The 19,895-nt window shown below is 71.3% G+C and carries 19 protein-coding genes; 11 read left to right on the forward strand and 8 right to left on the reverse strand.

Annotated features, from left to right (window positions below; all coding sequences use genetic code 11):
* Positions 1–31: 31 nt before the first annotated feature.
* Positions 32–1,069, reverse strand: coding sequence for a hypothetical protein (locus tag ACYQ1K_RS01225; protein ID WP_459980622.1), 1,038 nt, complete (start codon positions 1,067–1,069; stop codon positions 32–34).
* 20 nt (positions 1,070–1,089) lie between these two features.
* On the opposite strand from ACYQ1K_RS01225, the gene ACYQ1K_RS01230 reads away from it, so the two are divergent.
* From ACYQ1K_RS01230 to ACYQ1K_RS01260, 7 genes are all read left to right on the forward strand, one after another.
* The gene (locus tag ACYQ1K_RS01230; protein ID WP_459980624.1) at positions 1,090–1,971 is read left to right on the forward strand and encodes an NUDIX hydrolase; all 882 of its coding nucleotides are present in this window, start codon (positions 1,090–1,092) and stop codon (positions 1,969–1,971) included.
* 236 nt (positions 1,972–2,207) lie between these two features.
* Positions 2,208–3,326: a phosphate ABC transporter substrate-binding protein PstS gene (gene pstS, locus ACYQ1K_RS01235; RefSeq protein ID WP_459980625.1), complete on the forward strand. Its 1,119-nt coding sequence runs from the start codon at positions 2,208–2,210 to the stop codon at positions 3,324–3,326.
* Positions 3,327–3,428: 102 nt separating this feature from the next.
* A complete protein-coding gene (pstC, locus tag ACYQ1K_RS01240) occupies positions 3,429–4,397 on the forward strand; it encodes a phosphate ABC transporter permease subunit PstC (RefSeq protein WP_459980627.1) in 969 nt (322 codons plus the stop codon).
* Positions 4,394–5,467, forward strand: coding sequence for a phosphate ABC transporter permease PstA (pstA, locus tag ACYQ1K_RS01245; protein ID WP_459980629.1), 1,074 nt, complete (start codon positions 4,394–4,396; stop codon positions 5,465–5,467). Before pstC ends, pstA begins: the two co-directional genes overlap by 4 nt.
* 35 nt (positions 5,468–5,502) lie before the next feature.
* On the forward strand, positions 5,503–6,282 hold the full coding sequence (pstB, locus tag ACYQ1K_RS01250; RefSeq protein WP_459980631.1) for a phosphate ABC transporter ATP-binding protein PstB: 780 nt from the start codon (positions 5,503–5,505) through the stop codon (positions 6,280–6,282).
* Positions 6,283–6,442: 160 nt separating this feature from the next.
* Entirely contained in the window at positions 6,443–7,060 is a 618-nt protein-coding gene (locus tag ACYQ1K_RS01255; protein WP_459980633.1) for a DUF47 domain-containing protein, read from the forward strand.
* 8 nt (positions 7,061–7,068) lie between these two features.
* Positions 7,069–8,082, forward strand: coding sequence for an inorganic phosphate transporter (locus ACYQ1K_RS01260; RefSeq protein ID WP_459980635.1), 1,014 nt, complete (start codon positions 7,069–7,071; stop codon positions 8,080–8,082).
* Between the two features lie 18 nt (positions 8,083–8,100).
* On the opposite strand, the gene ACYQ1K_RS01265 is transcribed toward ACYQ1K_RS01260, so the two are convergent.
* The 3 genes from ACYQ1K_RS01265 to ACYQ1K_RS01275 all read right to left on the reverse strand — a co-directional run bounded on the left by ACYQ1K_RS01265 (position 8,101) and on the right by ACYQ1K_RS01275 (position 14,592).
* The gene (locus tag ACYQ1K_RS01265) at positions 8,101–10,251 is read right to left on the reverse strand and encodes an RNA degradosome polyphosphate kinase (RefSeq protein ID WP_459980636.1); all 2,151 of its coding nucleotides are present in this window, start codon (positions 10,249–10,251) and stop codon (positions 8,101–8,103) included.
* Positions 10,252–10,312: 61 nt separating this feature from the next.
* On the reverse strand, positions 10,313–14,158 hold the full coding sequence (locus ACYQ1K_RS01270) for a coiled-coil domain-containing protein (RefSeq protein ID WP_459980638.1): 3,846 nt from the start codon (positions 14,156–14,158) through the stop codon (positions 10,313–10,315).
* Positions 14,159–14,235: 77 nt separating this feature from the next.
* Complete coding sequence (locus tag ACYQ1K_RS01275; RefSeq protein ID WP_459980639.1) at positions 14,236–14,592, reverse strand: DsrE family protein; 357 nt, start codon at positions 14,590–14,592, stop codon at positions 14,236–14,238.
* A 26-nt stretch (positions 14,593–14,618) separates the two neighbouring features.
* On the opposite strand from ACYQ1K_RS01275, the gene ACYQ1K_RS01280 reads away from it, so the two are divergent.
* Genes ACYQ1K_RS01280 through ygfZ form a run of 3 tightly spaced genes read left to right on the forward strand, consistent with a single transcriptional unit; the run spans position 14,619 to position 16,538 of the window.
* The gene (locus ACYQ1K_RS01280) at positions 14,619–15,128 is read left to right on the forward strand and encodes a heme-binding beta-barrel domain-containing protein (RefSeq protein WP_459980641.1); all 510 of its coding nucleotides are present in this window, start codon (positions 14,619–14,621) and stop codon (positions 15,126–15,128) included.
* Positions 15,129–15,133: 5 nt separating this feature from the next.
* On the forward strand, positions 15,134–15,604 hold the full coding sequence (locus ACYQ1K_RS01285) for a Fur family transcriptional regulator (RefSeq protein ID WP_459980644.1): 471 nt from the start codon (positions 15,134–15,136) through the stop codon (positions 15,602–15,604).
* Complete coding sequence (ygfZ, locus tag ACYQ1K_RS01290) at positions 15,588–16,538, forward strand: CAF17-like 4Fe-4S cluster assembly/insertion protein YgfZ (RefSeq protein ID WP_459980646.1); 951 nt, start codon at positions 15,588–15,590, stop codon at positions 16,536–16,538. Before ACYQ1K_RS01285 ends, ygfZ begins: the two co-directional genes overlap by 17 nt.
* Here the strand turns inward: ygfZ and ACYQ1K_RS01295 are convergent.
* The 4 genes from ACYQ1K_RS01295 to ACYQ1K_RS01310 all read right to left on the reverse strand — a co-directional run bounded on the left by ACYQ1K_RS01295 (position 16,492) and on the right by ACYQ1K_RS01310 (position 19,443).
* Positions 16,492–17,205, reverse strand: coding sequence for a hypothetical protein (locus ACYQ1K_RS01295; RefSeq protein WP_459980648.1), 714 nt, complete (start codon positions 17,203–17,205; stop codon positions 16,492–16,494). The two genes, ygfZ and ACYQ1K_RS01295, sit on opposite strands and share 47 nt — an antisense overlap.
* A gap of 319 nt (positions 17,206–17,524) precedes the next feature.
* A complete protein-coding gene (locus ACYQ1K_RS01300; protein WP_459980651.1) occupies positions 17,525–17,827 on the reverse strand; it encodes a hypothetical protein in 303 nt (100 codons plus the stop codon).
* Entirely contained in the window at positions 17,824–18,633 is an 810-nt protein-coding gene (mshD, locus tag ACYQ1K_RS01305; RefSeq protein WP_459980652.1) for a mycothiol synthase, read from the reverse strand. The genes ACYQ1K_RS01300 and mshD overlap by 4 nt, the downstream gene beginning before the upstream one ends.
* 75 nt (positions 18,634–18,708) lie before the next feature.
* Positions 18,709–19,443, reverse strand: a complete 735-nt coding sequence (locus ACYQ1K_RS01310; RefSeq protein WP_459980654.1) for a response regulator transcription factor — start codon at positions 19,441–19,443, stop codon at positions 18,709–18,711.
* Between the two features lie 131 nt (positions 19,444–19,574).
* On the opposite strand from ACYQ1K_RS01310, the gene ACYQ1K_RS01315 reads away from it, so the two are divergent.
* The gene (locus ACYQ1K_RS01315) at positions 19,575–19,841 is read left to right on the forward strand and encodes a MoaD/ThiS family protein (RefSeq protein WP_459980657.1); all 267 of its coding nucleotides are present in this window, start codon (positions 19,575–19,577) and stop codon (positions 19,839–19,841) included.
* The last annotated feature ends 54 nt before the right edge of the window (positions 19,842–19,895 follow it).

Raw genomic sequence — 19,895 nt, forward strand, 5'->3', positions numbered from 1 at the left:
CCCGCGCAGAGCGCTCACAGGCGCAGCGGCGTCAGCAGCTCGCGAAGAGCACGGGCCCGGTCGAGAGGTCCGACAGCACAGACGCGCCCTTCACCGGGTGCAGCCGCATCGTGACCACCTGCCCGTCGGCGGTGACCCTCCCGAGCCTGAACCGGTCGCTGAAGTCGCCACCCTGCCCGACGGCAGGGCCGGCCGCGAGGGCGGCCCGCGCGTCCGCGTCGTGCACGGCCTGCTTGTGGCGGTCGAACGCGAGTGCCACCGTCACCTGCCGGTCGGCGTCGTCAGCCATGGCGAAGGCCGTCATCGGGTCCACCCCGCCGGCCTGCCGGATGAGCTGGGCCGCCTGTGCCTGGTCCACGTCGTCGGCCTGGCTCATGGCGAGATGCCCGCAGGCGTAGTCGCCGGAGTACACGACGGCCGACACCGGGTCGCCGACGGCGTCGACCACGCGGGAGACGGCGTCGTCCGGTCCCGCGGCATCCGACCCGGAGCCGTTGACGACCTCGTCCAGATAGTCGGCCGAGTCGCTGGCATAGATCCGGCCGTCGCGGACGGCCACGTTGCCGAACTCCGGCGTGATCCCCAGCCGGGCGACCGCGTCGGCACCGCTCCAGACGCCCTGAGCGCCGCGGTGGAACCCCGCCCGTGACAGCGCCCGCTCGACCCCGTCCGTCGACCGGGGCCTCACCACGACGAGGGCCCCCGAGTCGGACTGGGCGAAGAGCTCCCACTCGACCGTGGCGGGCGAGAACCCGAAGCGCGACTGCAGCGCTCCGGCGGAGCTCACCATCGCCGACGCGGAGGCCAGGTCGGCGTCGTACCCCTTGGCCAGGAAGGCGTCGACGGCCGCCCCGCTGGGATGCTCGGTCTCCGGTGCGTGCAGCGCACGGCGTACGCCGGCCCAGTCGGTCCACGAGTAGCGCTGCACGTCGCGCGGGACGAGCGCGACGGCCCTCTCGAGCCCGCTGCGGTGGGCCTCGCGCCACCATCGGACCCCGACCAGCGCGGAGGCCGCCAGGACCAGGACGACAGCCGCTGCGACCACCGTCGTTGCCGCCCTCTTTCGCATGACCGCTTACCCTAAGCGGCATGGCTTGCTCCAGCCCGGCCTCGGGTGCGCGGGGGGACATCCTCGCGGCCGGTGCCGTCGTCCTTCGGCCCGGGCGAGACGTCCTGCTGGTCCACCGCCCGAAGTACGACGACTGGTCCTTTCCCAAGGGCAAGCTCGACCCCGACGAGCAGGTGACGGCGGCCGCCGTTCGCGAGGTCCACGAGGAGACAGGCCTGCGTGTTCGCCTCGGACGACCGCTCCGCCAGCAGCACTACCCGACCACGAAGGGCCGCAAGACGGTCCACTACTGGCTCGCGCGCGTCGTCGGCTCTGACGACGTGAGCGGCTACGTCGCGAACGGCGAGATCGACGAGGTCGCCTGGGTGCCGGTCGACAAGGCGGCGCAGCTGCTCACCTACCCCCACGACCGGGACACGCTCGCCGAGGCGCTCGAGCGACCCAAGCGGACCCAGACCGTCATCGTGCTGCGGCACGCCGAGTCCTACCCCCGCGGCGCCTGGCGGGGTGACGACCAGTGCCGTCCGCTGGTCGAGGCCGGGCGCCGGCAGGCCGAGCGGCTGGTCCCGGTGCTCGAGGCGTACGACGTCCGCCGGGTCATGGCGAGCAGCAGCACCCGCTGCGCCGACACGGTCGCGCCGTTCTGTCGGGCCACCGGCACCGAGCCGGAGCTGCTCGACGTCCTCACCGAGGAGGGCGCCCGGCCCCGCAAGGTGCGCAAGGTCGTGCGTGACGCGGTCGCGGCCCTGGCCGAGGTCGGTCCGACGCTCGTGTGCAGCCATCGGCCGGTGCTGCCGGCGATCTTCCGGGCGCTCGGTGTCGATGACCCCGGCTTGGCGAAGGGGGAGATGCTGGTGGTGCACCTCCGGCATGGTCGAGTGGTCGCCCTCGAGCGGCACTGAGCCCCGACCGGGCGACGGTCCCCCGACCGGGCCGCGCTGAGCGCACCTCCGGGGCCTGCGTCAAGGTCCCAGGCGGCGATTTCATCAGTTGTCCGTGTGCCGGGTCACGCCCCGTCGCCAATCCGGCATTCCGAGTTCACGCCTCGTTCACCTTGGCCCACCGTCCCGACACCTCGGCTCCCTACGTTGGCTGACGAGACAAAGAAGAACGTCCGCAGAACACAGGAGATTCTGAAGTGACCATCACTTCCTTCCGCCGGGTGATCGTGCCCGGCGTCGCCGTCGCGACGATGGCGCTCTCGCTTGCCGCCTGCGGCGGTGGGTCCGACAACAGCAGCAGTGGCACCAGCAGCAGCGGCTCCGCCAAGGGCCTGAGCGGCAAGGTCGCCGCCGGCGGCTCCTCCGCGCAGGAGAAGGCCCAGGAGGCCTGGCGTGCCGGCTTCAGTGCGGACAACCCCGACGCCACCATCACCTACGACCCGGTCGGCTCCGGCACCGGTCGCGACAACTTCTACTCGGGCGCCTACAAGTTCGCCGGCTCCGACTCGGCGATCCCGGCCGCCGACATGTCGAAGGCCACGCAGGCCTGCGGCGGCTCCGCGCCGATCGAGGTCCCCGTGTTCATCTCGCCGATCGACATCGCCTTCAACCTGCAGGGTGTCGACAAGCTGAGCCTCGACGCGCCGACCATCGCGAAGATCTTCAACGGGACGATCAAGAAGTGGAACGACCCGGCGATCGCGCAGCAGAACTCCGGCGTTCAGCTGCCCGACACCGCCATCTCGCCGGTGCACCGCTCCGACTCCTCGGGCACCACCGACAACTTCACCGACTACCTCTACCAGGCCAGCGGCGGTGCGTGGAAGACCGAGCACAGCAGCGACTGGCCCGTCCAGAGCGGTGAGTCGGCCGAGGGCACCTCGGGCGTCGTCGGCGCGATCCAGGACGGCCAGGGCACGATCGGCTACGCCGACGACAGCGCCGTGGCCGCCACCAAGCTCGGCAAGGTGTCGGTCAAGGTCGGCTCGCAGTTCGTCGCCCCGTCCGCCGACGGTGCGGCCGCTGGCCTGGCCGCCTCGAAGGTCGCCGACGGCGCCGGCGACACCCAGCTCGTCTACACGATCGACCGGACGTCGACCGACCCGTCGGTCTACCCGGTCTTCCTGGCGTCGTACTTCATCGCGTGCCCGACCTACAGCGACAAGGCCACCGCCGACATCGTGAAGGGCTTCGGCAAGTACATCGTCTCGGCGCCCGGCCAGCAGGCCGCCGCGGCGAACGCCAAGTCGGCGCCGCTTCCGACTGAGGTCGCCGCCAAGGCCACGGCGATCCTGGACAAGATCCAGGCCAAGTAACACCATCGGCACACGACCGCCGGGCAGCGGCGGGGACTCTGAGGAGGCCCCGCCGCTGCGGCACACAGAAGTCCGAGCCGTCAGGCTCGCACAGGGAGAGCAGTGAGCATCACACCACCAGACCTGGAGACGGCCGAGCCGATGATCCCGGGTCCCTACACCGGGGTGAAGTTCGGGCGGGGGGACAAGGTCTTCTCGCGCGTCGCGCTGGCGTCGGGCCTGACGATCCTCGTGACGCTCGCCGCCGTCTTCGTCTTCCTCTTCATCAAGGGGTTGCCGGGCTTCTCCGAGGACGCGGCCATCTACGGCCCGTCGTCGACGAACTTCTGGGGGTACGTCGGCCGGCTGCTCTTCGGCACCACGCTCGCTGCGGTCATCGCGCTCATCATCGCGGTGCCGTTCTCCTTCGCGCTCGCCCTGTTCATCTCGCACTACGCGCCGCGTCGCATCGCGACCCCGGTGGCCTACGTCATCGACCTGCTCGCCGCGGTGCCCTCGGTCGTCTTCGGCCTCTGGGGTGCCCGCTCCCTGGCCGTGGCCTCCCAGCCGGTGCAGCGCTGGCTGGACGACCACCTCGGCTGGCTGCCGTTCTTCCACGGGCCGGCCTCGGCGACCGGCCGCACGATCCTCGTCGCCGGCGTGGTGCTGGCGATCATGTGCATCCCGATCATCACCGCGATCTCGCGTGAGGTCTTCGCGCAGACCCCCCGTCTGCACGAGGAGGCCGCGCTCGCGCTCGGCGCGACCCGCTGGGAGATGGTCCGCTACTCCGTCTTCCCGCACTCCCGCTCGGGCATGGTCGCCGCCGTGATGCTCGGCCTCGGCAGGGCGCTGGGGGAGACGATGGCGGTCGCGATGGTGCTCTCCGCGACGCCGACCGTGACGCTCAACCTGATCTCCTCGACGAACCCGGCCACCATCGCCTCCAACATCGCCTCCAACTACAAGGCCGAGGACGTCCGCATCCAGACCGTCCTCCTCGCCACCGGCCTGGTGCTCTTCCTGTTCACCTTCGTGGTGAACTTCGTCGCCCGCTACGTCGCGGGTCGCAACGAGGGCGGGCACCAGTGACCAGCGTCGAGCTCACCCGGACCGAGAGCGACCTCTACGGCGCTCGCCTGCCGGCGTACGCGCCGGCGCTCGTGCTCGTCCTCGCCTTCGCGGCCTCCGGCCTTGCGGCCCTCCTGCTGGGCTGGGGCCTCGTGGCCTTCGCGATCGTCGGCGGTCTCCTCGCCGTCGTGGCCCTGCCCGTCTGGTCCGCCATCGTGGAGAACCGGCGTGCCGCGACGGACAGGTTCGTCACGTCGGTGATCTGGGCGGCGTTCGCGGTCACGCTCGTCCCGTTGATCTGGCTGATCTGGGTGGTCGTCACCAAGGGCATCCCCGTCATCACCGCCACCTTCCTGACCCACGACATGGTCCAGCGGCTCGACCCGGTCACCGGCAAGCTCGAGGCGGGCGGCGGGCTCTACCACGCGCTCGTCGGCACGCTCCTGATCACGCTCGGCGCCGTCATCATCTCGGTGCCGATCGGCCTGTTCACCGCGATCTACCTGGTGGAGTACGGCAAGAGGAACCGCGTGGCGCGGGTCATCACGTTCCTCGTCGACGTCATGACCGGCATCCCGTCCATCGTCGCCGGCCTCTTCGCCCTCGCCCTGTTCACGCTGATCTTCGGCGTCGGCACCCGCATGGGCGCCATGGGCTCGATCGCCCTGTCGCTGCTGATGATCCCGACGGTCGTGCGATCCGCCGAGGAGATGATGCGGCTCGTGCCCAACGACTTGCGGGAGGCGGCGTACGCCCTCGGCGTCCCGAAGTGGCGCACGATCGTCAAGGTGGTGATCCCGACCGCGCTCGGCGGCATCATCACCGGCATCGTGCTGGCCATCTCGCGCGTGATCGGCGAGACGGCGCCCCTGCTGGTCGCCGTCGGCACCTACGAGGCCGTCAACACCAACATGTTCAATGGCCGGGTGATGACGCTCCCGGTCTTCATCATGACCCAGTACAGCACGGCCACGCCCGACGGCTACGCCCGTGCGTGGGGCGGCGCGCTCATCCTCATCGTCATCGTGATGGTGCTCAACCTCGTCGCACGCATCGTCAGCAAGATCTTCGCCCCCAAAACCGGGCGCTGAATTCCGGCCAGGGCGCTGAAAGGGAGAAAAGAGCAGTGGCCAAGAGCATCGACGTCAGCGACGTCAACATCTACTACGGCGACTTCAAGGCCGTCGAGGGCGTCAACATGACGATCAAGGCGAAGGCCGTGACCGCCTTCATCGGCCCCTCCGGCTGCGGCAAGTCGACGTTCCTGCGCACGCTCAACCGGATGCACGAGGTGATCCCCGGTGCCCGCGTCGAGGGCAAGATCGCCGTCGCCGGCCAGGACCTCTACGACCCCGCCGTCGACCCGGTCGAGGTGCGGCGCATGGTCGGCATGGTCTTCCAGCGGCCCAATCCGTTCCCGACCATGTCGATCTACGACAACGTCCTCGCCGGGAACCGCCTCAACTCCAAGAAGCTCAAGCGGGCCGAGTCCGACGCCATCGTCGAGAAGTCGCTGCGTGGCGCCAACCTGTGGAACGAGGTCAAAGACCGCCTCAACAAGCCCGGCATGGGCCTCTCCGGCGGTCAGCAGCAGCGGCTCTGCATCGCCCGCGCGATCGCCGTCGAGCCTCAGATCCTCCTCATGGACGAGCCGTGCTCGGCCCTCGACCCGATCTCGACCGCGGCCATCGAGGACCTCATCCACGAGCTCAAGGACCGCTACACGATCGTCATCGTGACCCACAACATGCAGCAGGCGGCGCGCGTCTCCGACGACACCGGCTTCTTCAACCTCAAGGCCGCCGGCCAGCCCGGTCACCTCGTCGAGTTCAACCCGACCAAGAAGATGTTCACCAACCCCGACAGCGAGTCGACCGAGGCCTACATTTCCGGCCGCTTCGGCTAGACCGGCGCCACTGGGGTGGTTCGGGACGTTTCCGACTGTTACCGACGAGTAGACCGCGGGAAACGTCCCGAACTACCCCCGCGCGCCTGCCGGTTGTGTCGGCGTGGATAGGCTCCCCTAGATTGGAGCCCGTTCGTCTCCGCCTGCCCAGGAGCTCTTCGTGCGTTTGCGCATCCGCCCGGTCGACACGACCTTCTACGACCTCTTCACCGAGTCGGCGCTCCACCTCGTCACAGGGGCCGCGCTGCTGGCGGAGATGCTGGCCGATGGCGCCGACCACGCCGACGTCGCGCGCCGCATGCGGGAGGCCGAGCATGCCGCCGACGAGACCACCCACGCGATCGTGCGGCGGGTCAACTCGGTGTTCGTGACGCCGTTCGACCGCGAGGACATCTACTCCCTCGGCTCCGGGCTCGACGACATCATGGACCTGATGGACGAGGTCGTGGACATGATCAGCGTCTACGAGGTCAAGGTCCTCCCGCCGGAGCTGTCCGACCAGGTGCAGGTGCTGCAGCGCTGTGCCGACCTCACGGCGGCGGCGATGCCCAACCTGCAGTCGATGAAGTCGCTGGAGGAATACTGGATCGAGGTGAACCGGCTCGAGAACGCGGGCGACCGCAACCATCGTCGCATCCTGGCGACGATCTTCTCGGGCGAGTTCAAAGCGGTCGAGGTGCTCAAGCTCAAGGACATCGTCGAGGCCCTCGAGGCCGCGATCGACGGCTTCGAGAGGGTCGCGAACACCATCGAGCAGATCGCCCTCAAGGAGTCCTGAGCACCACCATGGATCTCGCCATCCTCATCACGGTGGTGGTCGTGGCGCTCGCCTTCGACTACACCAACGGCTTCCACGATGCCGCCAACGCGATCGCCACCTCGGTCTCCACCCGGGCGCTGACGCCGCGCATCGCGCTCACCCTGGCCGCCGTGATGAACTTCGTCGGCGCGCTGCTCGGGCAGAAGGTCGCCCACACGGTCGCCGACACCCTCTCCATCGCCGGCGACGACACGCAGGATCAGCTGATCATCGTGCTCGCCGCCCTGTTCGGCGCGATCGCGTGGAACCTCATCACCTGGTATTTCGGCCTGCCGTCCTCCTCCTCCCACGCCCTCATCGGGGCACTGGTGGGGGCGGCCATCGCCGCCGGGCCTGACCTCGCCACGGTGCACTGGCAGACCATCCTCGACAAGGTGATCATCCCGATGATCGCCTCGCCGATCGTCGGCTTCTCCCTGGCGTTCCTGGTGATGCTCGCCATCATGTGGATCTTCCGCCGTCGACCCGCCGCCAAGGTCTTCCGAGGCTTCCGCGCCTCGCAGACGCTCTCGGCCTCCGCGCTGGCGCTGGGACACGGTCTCCAGGATGCGCAGAAGACGATGGGTGTCATCTTCCTCGCGCTCGTCGCCTCCGGGTACGCCGAGTCGACCGACTCGCTCCCCATCTGGGTCATCGTCTGCTCGGCGGGTGCCATCTCGCTGGGCACCTACTCCGGCGGCTGGCGGATCATGCGCACGCTCGGCCGCAAGATCATCCACGTCGACCCGGCGCGAGGCTTCGCGGCCGAGTCGGTGGGCGCGGCGGTGCTCTACACGACGGCGTACGTCTGGCAGGCCCCCATCTCCACGACCCACACCATCACCAGCGCGATCATGGGTGCCGGCGCCACCAAGCGCTTCTCCGCCGTCCGCTGGGGGGTCGCGGGCAACATCGTGACCGCCTGGGTGCTGACCTTCCCGGCGGCGGGCCTGGCTGCCGCTGCGGCGTACGAGATCCTGAAGGCGCTCTTCTCGCTCTGACGTCGCCGAAAGGCCTGCTCAGGCCGGCCGCCGCCGGCGCTGCTGTTCGATGAGCGTCTCCTGCAGGTCCACGGGGCCGTCGTTGCGCGTCCAGGAGCCCTCGGCGTCGAGGATCCAGGCGTTGGTGGTCGGCTCGAAGGCCAGGTCGAAGAGCTCGCCGATCCCGCGCACGTGGTCCTCGAGGGGAAGCCGCACGAGCACCTCGACACGACGGTCGAGGTTGCGGTGCATGAGGTCCGCCGAGCCGATCCAGGCGGTCGGTGCGCCGCCGTTGGCGAACCAGAAGAGCCGCGAGTGCTCGAGGAAGCGGCCGAGCACCGAGCGCACCGTGATCGTCTCGGACAGCCCGGGGACGCCCGGGCGCAGCGCGCAGATGCCGCGGACCAGCAGATCCACCGGCACTCCCGCCTGGGCGGCCAGGTAGAGCGCGTCGATGACCGCCTCGTCGACGATCGAGTTCGCCTTGATCCGGATCCGGGCGGGGCGACCCGCCTGGTGGTGCGCGATCTCGGCGTGGATGTTCTCGACCAGGCCGGTGCGGACGGTGTCCGGGGCGACCAGCAGCTGGTCGTACGTCGCGTCGCGCGACCACCCTGACAGGTTGTTGAACAGGTGCGCGACGTCCTCGCCGATCGCCTCATCCGTCGTGATGAGCCCGTAGTCCTCGTAGAGTCGCGACGTCTTGGGGTTGTAGTTTCCGGTGCCGATGTGGGTGTAGCGGCGGATGCCGCCGCCGTACGCGCCCTCGTCGCGCACGACCATCGCGAGCTTGCAGTGGGTCTTCAGACCGACCAGGCCGTAGACGACGTGGCAGCCGGCCTGCTCGAGCTTGCGGGCCCAGCGGATGTTGGCCTGCTCGTCGAAGCGCGCCTTGATCTCGACCAGCACGAGCACCTGCTTGCCCGACTCGGCGGCGTCGATCAGGGCGTCGATGATGGGGGAGTCGCCCGACGTGCGGTAGAGCGTCTGCTTGATCGCCAGCACGTGGGGGTCGGCCGCCGCCTGCTCGATGAACCGCTGGACCGAGGTCGCAAACGAGTCGTAGGGGTGGTGCAGCAGCAGGTCGCGCCGCCGGGCAGCCTTGAAGACGTCGACGGGCGCCGCCGACTCGAACTCCGCGAGCCGGTGGTGGGTGGTCGGCAGGAAGGCCGGATACTTCAGCTCCTCCCGGTCGATGTCGGCGATCGCGTGCAGGCCGCGCAGGTCGAGCGGGCCGGGCAGGCGGAAGACCTCCGAGGGGGAGACGTCGAGCTCCGAGACGAGCAGCTCGAGCACGGAGTCGGAGATGGACTCCTCGACCTCGAGGCGCACCGGCGGGCCGAAGCGTCGCCGCAGCAGCTCCTTCTCCAGCGCGGCCAGGAGGTTCTCGGCGTCGTCCTCCTCGACCTCGACGTCCTCGTTGCGGGTGACCCGGAACGTGTGCACCTCGAGGATCTCCATGCCCGAGAAGAGCTTCTTCAGGTGCTCGCGGATGATGTCCTCGAGCGGCACGAACCGGTCGTTGCCGACGGCCACGAAGCGGGTCAGGTTGGACGGGACCTTGACCCTGGCGAAGTGCTCCTTGCCCGTCTTCGGGTCGCGGATGAGCACGGCGAGGTTGAGCGAGAGCCCGGAGATGTAGGGGAACGGGTGCGCCGGGTCGACGGCGAGCGGCGTGAGGATGGGGAAGACCCGCTCCTTGAACAGCTTCTTGCAGGTCTTCTGCTCGGGGGCGGTGAGGTCGTCCCAGCGGACCAGCTCGATGCCCTCCTTCCACAGGGCCGGCACGACCTGGTCGGAGAACGTCCTCGCGTGGCGCTCGGACAGCTCGCGCGTGGTGCGCCAGATCAGCTCCAGGACCTCGCGCGGCATGAGCCCGGAGGCAGCGCGTACGGCGAGCCCGGCGGCGATCCGGCGCTTGAGGCCGGCGACGCGGACCATGAAGAACTCGTCGAGGTTGGAGGTGAAGATCGCGAGGAACCGCACTCGCTCCAGCAGGGGGAGCGTCGGGTCCTCGGCCAGCTCCAGGACCCGCTGGTTGAAGTGGAGCCACGACAGCTCCCGGTCGAGGAACCGGTCGTCGAACTTCTCCACGGCCGCCAGCGCCTCGTGATCGGGGACGTAGGGCGGGTCGACGTCGAACGTCTCCACCGTTCCGAGGTCGGGGTCGGTCGCAGGCTCGAGCGTCATGCGCTCGATTGTCCCACTCGCGAGTGAACGGAGGGTGTCTCCTCGGGTCGGCGACGACCGCTCAGCGGCGCGCGATGTCGGGCCGCCAGCGGGCCAGCTCGCGCGTGAGCGCCTCGGCGTCGACCTGCTTGCCGTCGAGGACGACGGCCGGGGTCCCCGGACGCGAGAGCTCCACCCGCCACCGCCGCTGGCCGGGCTTGCCGATGATCCGGAGGTCGGTGGCTCGGTCGTAGAGGTCGAACGAGTGCGAGCGCCCGCCGCGGGTCACCCCGAGGACTCCGTCCTCGGTGACGGTCACCTGCTCGGCCCCGACGGCGGCGAAGGAGCGTACGACGACCTCGCGAGCCGGTTGCGGGCTCGCCTGGGTCGCTGGTGCGGGCTCCCGTGGAGTGGTGGGGGAGCCCTGAGGGCCGGAGCCCTGTGTGCCGGAGCCCTGTGTGCCGGAGCCCTGTGTGCCGGTGCCCTGTGTGCCGGTGCCCTGTGTGCCGGTGCCCTGTGTGCCGGTGCCCTGTGTGCCGGTGCCCTGTGTGCCGGTGCCCTGTGTGCCGGTGCCCTGTGTGCTGGTGCCCTGTGTGCTGGTGCTGTGTCGGCCGGCGCTCGTCGCCTCGCTGTCGGTTGCCGCCTCGGTTGCCTCCTCGCGGCGAGCATCCGCCCGGGCCCACTCGCTGCGGATCCACGCATGCTGCGCCTCGCCGATGCCGGGCGGCGGCGCGTCTTCGTCCACCCGGGTCGGCTCGAACGCCGACGGCGCGACTGGGAGGGAGCCGATCTGGTCCGGGGCGCGGGCGCCCTCGGGCTCTCGCGCGGCCACCGCCTGGGCGGCGTCCTGGAGTGCCGCGAGGGTGCGGCGCGAGCCCTTCTCGCGCAGCGCGTTCACGACGGCGCCGCGCAGCGTCACCAGCTCGGCGGCGATGTCGGCGAGCCGGCGCTCGGCGACGAGCCGCTCCTGGAGTGCGGTCTCGACGAGCTCGGTGTTGTGCCGGATCGACGACTCGACCGCCTGCCGGTCGATGGCCCGCTGGGCGGCCGCCTCCTCTGCCTCCGCGCGCAGGCGGTGTGCCTCGGCGGTCTCGGCCCGGGCCGCGTCCAGCTCGGCGAGCACCTCGCGGGTGCGCGCCTCGGCCTCCTCCAGCAGGCGCTGGGACTCCCGGGTCCGCTCTGCCTGCGCGGTCGCCGCCTGCTCGGCTGCGTCCCGAGCGGCCTGAGCGAGGATCGCCGCCTCCTCGGCCTCGAGACGCGCGTTGAACGCCTCCATGACCTTCCCGGCCGCCTTGTGCGCGTCGGCCAGCGCCGCGGCACGAGCCTGGTGGGCCTGTTCGGCCGTCTCATGGGCGATCCGGGCGACCTCGGCCTGCTCCTCGACCTTCTGCAGCGCTGCCTGCGCCGCCTCGGACGACTGCTGCGCGAAGACCGCCTGCTGGTGAGCCGCCGACTCGGCCTCACCCCGCAGGGCATGCGCCGACTCGGCCGCCGCAGCCGCCGTCTGCGCCATCGTCTCGGCGCGCGTGCGCAGCTCGTGCGCCGCTTGCGCGTCGTTCGCCTGCCGGCGGGCCTCCTCCTCGGCCGCCTGGCGTGCGGCGGCATGCTCGTTCGCGCTCTGCTCCGCGGCGATGCGCGCGGCATGCGCCTCGGCGGCTGCCTGCTCGGCCGCCTGGCGCTGCTCCTGGGCGCGACGGGCTTCCTCGGCGCGCTCGCGGGCCGCCTGCTCGGCGGCCTCGCGATCGGCATGTGCCTGTGCCGCGAGGTCGGCATGCCGCTGAGCACCCTCCTCGGCGCGCAGGCGGGCCTCGTGAGCCCCCGTCGCCTCGTCGGCCCGTGTCGCTGCCGCCTGTTCGGCCGCCAGCCGGGCTTCGTGCGCGCCCAGCACCTCGGTGAGCCGGGCGGCGCTGGCCTCTTCGAGCTCCGCCCGGGCGTTGGCATGCTCGGCGACGAGCCGGTCAGCCTCCTCGCGTGCCGCCGCCGAAGCGCCCAGAGCCTCCTCGCGGACGCGGTGGGCCTCGGCCATCGACTCCTCGCGGATGCGATGAGCCTCGGCCATCGCCTCCTCACGTTCGGCGGTGGCTCGGGCGACGGCCTCCTCACGCTCGGCGGTGGCGCGGGCGACTTCCTCTTCCCGGCGGGCGGCGGCCGCCGCAGCGCTGGACTCGGCCTCGGCGCGCGCCTCGTTCGCGGCGGCAGCCGCGGCGGCGAGAGCGGCGGCAGAGTCCTCGGCGGCGACCCGCGCCCGGTGCGCGGCCGACGCCGCGTCCGCCTGCTCGCCCAGCAGCCTCTCGGTCTCCGCGGCCTGCGCCTCCAGCTGCGCGGCCACCCGGACCTGCGTCGCGGCGAGCGCCTGCTCAGCGGCGATCCTGGCGTCGTACGCCGTCGTCGCCTCCTCCGCCCTCGTCCGTGCGGCGGCCTCGGCATCGCTGCGCGCCTCGTGCGCGGTCGTCGCGGCCTCGAGGTGCTGGGCGGCCAGCTGCTCGAGGTGGGCGCGGATCTGGGTGTGCTCGGCGACCCGCCGGTCCGCGTCGGCGTGGGCGGCTGACGAGCTCGCCGACGCTGCCTCAGCGATCCGGCGCGCCTGGTTGAGACCGTCCTCGGCCTGCGTCCGAGCGACCGCCATGGTCTGCTCCGCCTCGGTGCGGGCGGCAGCGACGGCGGCATCCGCCTCGGTCTTGGCCAGCTCGACCGCCTGCACGGCCTGGTCGCGTACGGCGGCGATCGCCGCCTCAGACTGCTCCCGGGTGGCCGCGACCGTCGCCTCGGCCTCGGCGCGCGCCGTTGCGAGGGTCTCTTCGGTCTGCTGGCGAGCCGCGGCGACCGCGTCCTCGGCCTCGCGGCGAGCGGCCGCGACGGTCTGCTCGGTCTGCTGCCGGGCGGCGTCGACGAGGTTGCGGGCCCGCTCGTGCGCGGCCGCGACCGCTGCCTCAGCCTCCCGACGCGCCTCGGCCAGCTCGGCGTCCGCCTTCTCACGCGCCTCGGCCAGCGCGCGCTCAGCCGCCGTCCGCGCCTCCTGCGCCGAGGCCGCCTCCGCGGCGCGCTCGGCCGCCGCCTGCTCCGCGGCCACCCGCGCCTCGTGGGCCGCGGCTGCGGCCTCCGCCTGCTCACGCAGACGCTGCTCGGCCTCCTCCGCCTGCTGACGGAGCCATTGCTCCGTGTCTGCGTGGGCCGCGGTCAGGGACTCCTCGGCCCGCTGCCGGGCCTCGTAGGCGCCGGCGGCCTCGACGGCTCGCTCGGCTGCCGCCGCCTCGGCGTCGTTGCGGGCCTGTTGGCTCGCGGCTGCGACGCCGGCCAGGGCGCGGGCGGCCTCCTCGGCCTTGCTCCGCGCAGCCGTCAGCTCCTCGAGCTGGGTCCGCAGCTCCGCCTCCCGACGGTCCGCGATCTCGACGGCGTCGGCGTGCCGGCGTACGGCCTCCTCCGTCGCCGCTGCCTGAGCCGCTGCCCGCTCCTCGGCCTCCTGGCGGGCTGTCTGGGCTGCCGCGGCTGACGCCTGTGCCTCGGCGTGCCGGCGGGCCGCCTCCTCCAGAGCAGCCTCGGCTGCGGCGCGAGCCTCGTGTGCCGCGGCGGCCGCCGTCGCGTGCTCGTGGGCCGCCCGGTCGGACTGCTCGGCGATCCGCCGGGCCTCCGCAGCCGCCTCGTCCGCGGCGATCCGCTCGGCTGCCTGCGCGGCGGCCGCCTGCTCGGCCAGGGCACGCAGCCGCGCTGCGGCGTCGGCGGCCGCTGTCTGCGCCCGCGCACGAGCCTCGAGGTCCGCCAGCGCGCTCGCCGACTGCGCAGCCTCCTGTTGCGCGGTGGCCTGTCCACGCTGCGGTCGCGTGGGGGGCCGACCGGCAGGCGGCGTCGGGGACTGCGGCGCCGGTGCGGTCGACTCACTGCCCGAGCGGCGGAACCACCGGCGGTCGGACGGGTTCTGGGGCTGGTCCATTTCCGGCTGATCCTATCGGCCGACCGCCCGCGTCAGCGCCGATGCGGCCAGCATCCAGACCGGCATCCAGACCGGGGTCAGTAGACGATCGCCTGGACGTCGTCACCGAGGATCTCCTCGGCGAAGACGGCCGCTCCCTTGATGACGACGCCGTCCACCAGGTCGGGCTCGGTCAGCCCCCGGCGCACGGCGCACTGGCTGCACACCGTGACGCTGCCCGACGTCAGCACGAGGTCGAGCAGGTCGGCGAGCGGAGTGGCGTGCTCGAGGTCGAGTGCGGCCTTGCCGGGCACGGCGAACCAGGCAGCGTCCCCGGTGAGCCACAGACTGACGGTCGCCCCCGCGGCGGCTGCTGCGGCGGCCACGGTGAAGGCCTGGTTGGCGCGCTCGGCCTCCTCGGCCCCGGCGGTGCACTTCACGACGAGGGTCCTCACGGGGCCTGACACTAGACTGGCGCACCGTGGCTTTCGAGATTCCCGACAACCTGCACCCCGACTGCGGTCCCGTGGCGTGGTTGCTGGGGACGTGGCGGGGCAACGGGCACGGCGACTACCCGACGATCGACGGCTTCCAGTTCGGTCAGGAGCTGATCTTCACCCACGACGGGCGGCCGTTCTTCCACTACTTCTCGCGGGCGTGGATCGTCGACGAGGACGGGCAGTTCGTGCGCAACGCCGCCCTCGAGACGGGCTTCCTGCGGTGCAGGCCGAGTGAGAGCGCCCGTGAGGCGAAGGTCGAGCTCGTGCTCGCCCACCCCACGGGGTTCGCCGAGATCTGGTACGGCGACGCCTCCGGCGGCAAGCTCGAGATCGCAACCGACGCGGTCGCCCGCACCGAGACCGCGAAGGAGTACGCCGGCGGCAAGCGCCTCTACGGCAACGTCGAGGGCGACCTTCTCTACGCGTTCGACATGGCCGCCATGGGTCAGGCGCTCCAGCCGCACCTGTGGGCGCGGCTGCAGCGAGCGTGACCACGATGGCGGCCGAGGAGGGCGACTGGAGGGAACGGCTCCGAGCGCAGGGATACCGTCTCACTCCGCAGCGTGAGCTCATCCTCGCCGCCGTCGAGCGCCTGCAGCACGCGACGCCCGATGAGATCTTCGCCGAGGTCTCGACCCAGTCGACGGCCATCAACATCTCGACCGTCTACCGCACCCTCGAGGTCCTCGAGGAGCTCGGCCTGGTCCGGCATCTGCATCTGAGCGACCGCGCTCCGACGTACCACTCCGTCACCGGTGGCCCCACCCACTTCCACCTCACGTGCCGGAATTGCGGAGAGGTGATCTCGGTTGACGAGGTGGAGGCGCAGGAGTTCGTCGAACGGCTGCGGGGCGATCACGGGTTCCTGCTCGATATCGCCCATCTCACGATCTTCGGCCAGCACACACCGCAGTGCCCTGCGCCGACCGAAGGAGCCGAAGGAGGCCACCATGAGCACCAGCACTAGCCCGCTGATGGCACTGCCCGGAGCGGTTGCGGCGGACGGCGTCGACGCCGCTGTCGCTGCGCACTACGGCTCCTTCAACGGCGAGCAGCGCACGTTGGCCTCGGGAGAGGGCTTCGTGGATCTCTCCCACCGCGACGTCGTCGTGATCGCCGGACCCGACCGGCTGACGTGGCTCCACTCGCTGACCTCCCAGGCGTTCGAAGGTCTGGCTCCGGGGCAGTGGACCGCCGCGCTCGTGCTGTCGCCGCAGGGGCACGTCGAGCATCACTTCGCCGGTGTCGACGACGGGACGGCCTTCACCGCGTGGACCGAGCCGGGGCAGGGCGAGCCGCTCGCGGGCTATCTGGAGAAGATGAAGTTCTGGTCCGACGTCACGATCTCGATGCCGGACGACGTCGCGGTCGTCTGGCGGCCGTCGGGCTACATGTTCGTGCCGCGTGACCAGTTGATGTCCTTCGCGGAGGCGGCCGGCCCGGCCGCCGGGCTGTGGGCTTTCGACGCGCTGCGCATCGCGCGCGGAGAGCCTCGCTTCGGCGTCGACACCGATCACCGCACGATCCCGAACGAGGTCGGGTGGCTCCCCGGCGACCAAGGCTTCCTGCCGGCCGTGCACCTGGACAAGGGCTGCTACCGCGGCCAGGAGACCGTCGCGCGCGTCCACACGCTCGGCAGGCCGCCGCGCCGCCTGACGCTGCTGCATCTCGACGGGTCGGAGAACCGGCTTCCTGCCGCCGGCTCGCCGGTGCTCCTCGGGGACCGCGAGGTCGGCTTCGTCGGCTCGTCGGCTCGTCACCATGAGCTCGGGCCGATCGCCCTAGGGCTGCTGAAGCGCAACGTCCCGCTGAACGCCGACCTCGTCGTGGACGGCATGCCCGCCGCGCAGGAGGTCATCGTGGATCCCGAGGTCGGCCTGCACGTGCGGCCGCGTCTCTGAGGGCCCAGGTCGAGCTGGTCCGCTCGGCTTCCTCAGCTTGACGCGCGCGATCGAGTGCGTCGGCGCGCAACCAGTCGATGGGGCGCCCGCCGAGCGTGAGCGGGGAGGAGGTCGGCTGTCCCCACATGCACGACGTCGCGCCGTTCTTCATGGGGATCCAGCTGGCCTGCATCTCGTCCCACCAGTCGCCCGGCGGCTCGAGGTCGAAGTCGCAGGGCGGGCGCGGCCGTCCGGGCGTCAGGCTGAAAGGGCCGTGGTGCTGGCGAACACCGACGATGTCGGCCGCGAAAGCAGCGAAGCCCCCGATCGTCCCGACGAACGCGCATCGTCCCGGCGTGTAGCCGTTCCGCGCCTGCATCAACGTGAAGGTCGTCAGATACCACCCACCGCGGGCGGTCTCGGACTGTTCCTGCCAGGTCCGGCAAACGTCGACTCGACGCCACCGACAGAGGCGTCCGACAAAGGGCATCCATCGGTCGAGGACTTGGGTGGCGCACATCGGACGGCTGACGAGCTCATCGACGGCGTCCGCGTCGTAGAGGAGGGCACTGCCGAGCCGACGCCCCGGCCCGACCAGGCCGGCACTGACGACCCGCTGGCTCTCGCGGCGGCTCAGCAGGTGTCGCTCGCTGATGCGGCGCGCCGCCTCGCGGCCGGTGATCTCCATGTGGCGGACGCTACGAGCCGGGGCTGGCCCACTGCTCGATGGTGGGCGGGAGCTGTGCATTCGACCCGCCTCGTCGACCATGGGGATGGTCAATGGCCGGCGAGCTCCGCCATTGTCACCCACGCATCGGCTCGGCCATCAGATCGGGCCGCGAACGACGCTCGCCTGGCCGTACCAGGTGGGTCGCTCAAGAGCACTGAAGAGGCGCTGCCACTTTGTGAATCCATTCACGAAGTGGCAGCACCTCTTCAGTGCTCTGACCGGCGTCTGATGCGGTGAGGCTGGCCGGCGGTGGACACGCCCACAGCGCCCGACGCCGTCAGGCCAACTCCAACTGCTCCAGGAGATCAGCCGCGATCTCATCCTCCGAGCGGTCGACGCGGTTCCATGCCTCCTCGGCCCGGCTCCACTTGGCTGTGACCAGGTCGTGGTCCCGGTCGCGCGCGGAATGCACGTCCTGCACGCCGCCGCGGGCGTCCCCGCGGGCGTTGATGGCCCACACCGCATCAATCAGAGCCGTAGCGCTGACCACCTTGACCTCTCCTTCATGGACGATGAACCGGGCGCTGTCCCCGGCGCCGCCACCGAGCACTGATCGCGGCAGAGGAACCTGGAGACTCACGGCCGCGCGTACTGCACGTGCGTGTCACTGGCGGCATGCGTGAACCCCAGCCCGGAGTAGAGCCGCACGGCCGCCACGTTGTCGGCCTCGACGTAGAGATGCACCTGGGCGACGTCGGCGAGGTGGTGCAGGCCTGCGAGCGTCAGCAGCCGGCCGAGGCCCCGGCCCTGGGTGGACGGGTCGATGCCGACGACGTAGACCTCGCCCAGCTCACTCGAGTGACGCTTCGTCCAGTGGAAGCCCAGCAACGTCGACCCCGACCAGGCCTCGATCAGGCCGTCGGCCTCGAACCACGGCTCCGCCATCCGCTCGCGCAGCCCGTCCAGTGACAGATCGCCCTGCTCGGGGTGGTGGGCGAAGGCGGCGGCGTTGACGCGCAGCACCTCCTCCTCATCACCGGGCCGGAACCCCCGCAGCTCGACGCCGTCCGGAGGCGTCGGCATCGGCGGGAGGTCGCCAGCCGGGCGGCGCATGACCCACAGCTCGCGAGCGGGCCGGAAGCCGTGGGAGGCGGCGAGCGACTCGGCCGCCGGCGAGCCGCCGTGTGACCAGGCGACCAGCGCCTGGCCTGCGTGCTCTTCCTCGAGCAGCGAGGTGAGCAGCCGACTGCCGATCCCGCGCCCGCGGGCCCCGGGGCGCACGACGACCGAGACCTCATCGCCGATCAGCAGCGCGAACCCGTCGGGCTCGGTCCACGCCCGCACCCGGTCCGGGCGGTGCCGGACCGTCAGCAGGGTGGCCTCATCGAGCGGCGCGACGCCGTCGACGGCCTCGGCCTCATGGGCGATGGCGAGCACGTCCTCCACGCGCTCAGCCTAGGGACGGGCGCCCGGCCTCGGGCGCCAGCCCGGCGGAGACGCCTCCGGGATCGACGTACGACGTCAGGCGTCAGCCTCGACGCGGGGAGTCACGAGCCGCGCGTCCGACTCGGCTGACTTGCTCGGCAGGACGAACCGGTAGCCCACGTTGCGGACGGTGCCGATGAGCGTCTCGTGCTCCGGGCCGAGCTTGGCGCGCAGCCGGCGGACGTGGACGTCGACGGTCCGCGTGCCGCCGAAGTAGTCGTAGCCCCACACCTCCTGCAGCAGCTGCTGGCGGGAGAAGACCCGGCCGGGGTGCTGGGCGAGGAACTTGAGGAGCTCGAACTCCTTGAACGTCAGGTCGAGAGGCCGGCCGCCGATCTTCGCCGTGTAGGTGGCGTCATCGACGACGACCTCGCCGGAGCGGATCACGTGAGCCTCGGGGTCGGCGGCGTCGCGCTGCGCCCCGAGGCGGCCGATCGCGAGCTTGATGCGCGCCTCGAGCTCCGCCGGTCCGCAGGTGTGGAGCACGACGTCGTCCATGCCCCAGTCGTGGGAGACGACCGCGAGGCCACCCTCGGTGACGATGAGGAGCACGGGCACGTCGGTCCCCGTCGTGCGGATGAGACGGCACAGGTCACGCGCCTGCGCCAGCTCCTGACGACCGTCGACCAGCAGGAGGTCCGAGTCCGGTGCCTCGAGGAGCGCGCTGCCCTCGGCGGGCATGATCTTCACGGAGTGACCGAGCAGCGACAGGCCGGGAAGCACCTCGACCGAGGGCTGCAGGGCGCTGGTCAGCAGAAGAAGGGTGCTCATGGCCGACCTCCGGGAAGTTTCAGGAGCGGTTCGAGGAGCACCAAGACGCAACGTTGAGTCCCGGTGAGTTGATCGTCCGCGCATACTACCGAAATCGGCACGACACATGTCGAGCATCTGAACGGAGTGAGATGGGCCATATCAGGATCCGCTACTGGGCGGCCGCCAAGGCCGCTGCCGGCGTCGCCCAGGACGACCTGGAGGTCGAGTCGGCGCTGCCTCTCTCGGAGGTCGTACGCCGCGCCGTCGAGCTCCACCCGGACAGCCGGCTCTCCGACGTGCTCCAGGTCTGCTCGGCCCTCGTCGACGATCGCCCGGTCAAGCGCCTCGATCCCGCGACCGTGCTCGTCGCGCCGGGTCAGTCCGTGGAGTTCCTGCCACCGTTCGCGGGCGGCTGACCGAGGCCGGCTGAACCGTCTCGGATCGAAGCCATCTGTGCCGCGGATCCGAGC

Source organism: Nocardioides sp. AN3 (assembly GCF_054653495.1).